We start from the raw sequence: 466 nt of genomic DNA on the forward strand, positions 1-466 counted from the left end.
AGCGCGATGCGGGTGCTCACGGTGGGCGCGGCGGGGGCAGGTGGGTGTGGGGGCGGAAGCGATTGGGGCAGGTGAGAGGCGTGCGGCAGAGGCGCGGTAGGCCTGGGGTCGTGGGGAAGTGGTGCTGGCGCAGGCGTAGGTGGGGGCTGTCGGGAAAGGGGGCTGCGTGAGGTGTGGGCGGGAGGGGGGAGGGGTGGACGCGAGGGGGAGGGAGGGGGGGAGAGGGCGGTATGCCGGCGCAGGTAGGGGGGACGGAGAGGTGGGCGGGGCTGGGGGTGGAGAGGATGGCGTCGTCGGCCGGTGTCGAGCGGGGGCGCGAGATGGGGCAGGGGCGCGCGGAGGCGAGGTCGGGGAGGGCGCTCGCGGGGACGGCGGCGAGCGATGCCGCGCCGGGAGACGTGGAACGCACGGTCGCGCGCGATGCGCGATCGCCGAATGCGGTGTACGTCGTCATGACGTACAAGAC

1 protein-coding gene is annotated in these 466 nt (G+C 74.9%); it reads left to right on the forward strand.

The window, feature by feature from the left end; all coding sequences use genetic code 11:
- Positions 1 to 284: 284 nt before the first annotated feature.
- Positions 285 to 466 (forward strand): hypothetical protein (locus A6V37_RS41810; protein ID WP_425262281.1); only part of this gene is annotated, 182 nt, incomplete at its 3' end.

The sequence above is a fragment of the Paraburkholderia ginsengiterrae genome, assembly GCF_001645125.1.
Taxonomy (GTDB): domain Bacteria; phylum Pseudomonadota; class Gammaproteobacteria; order Burkholderiales; family Burkholderiaceae; genus Paraburkholderia; species Paraburkholderia ginsengiterrae.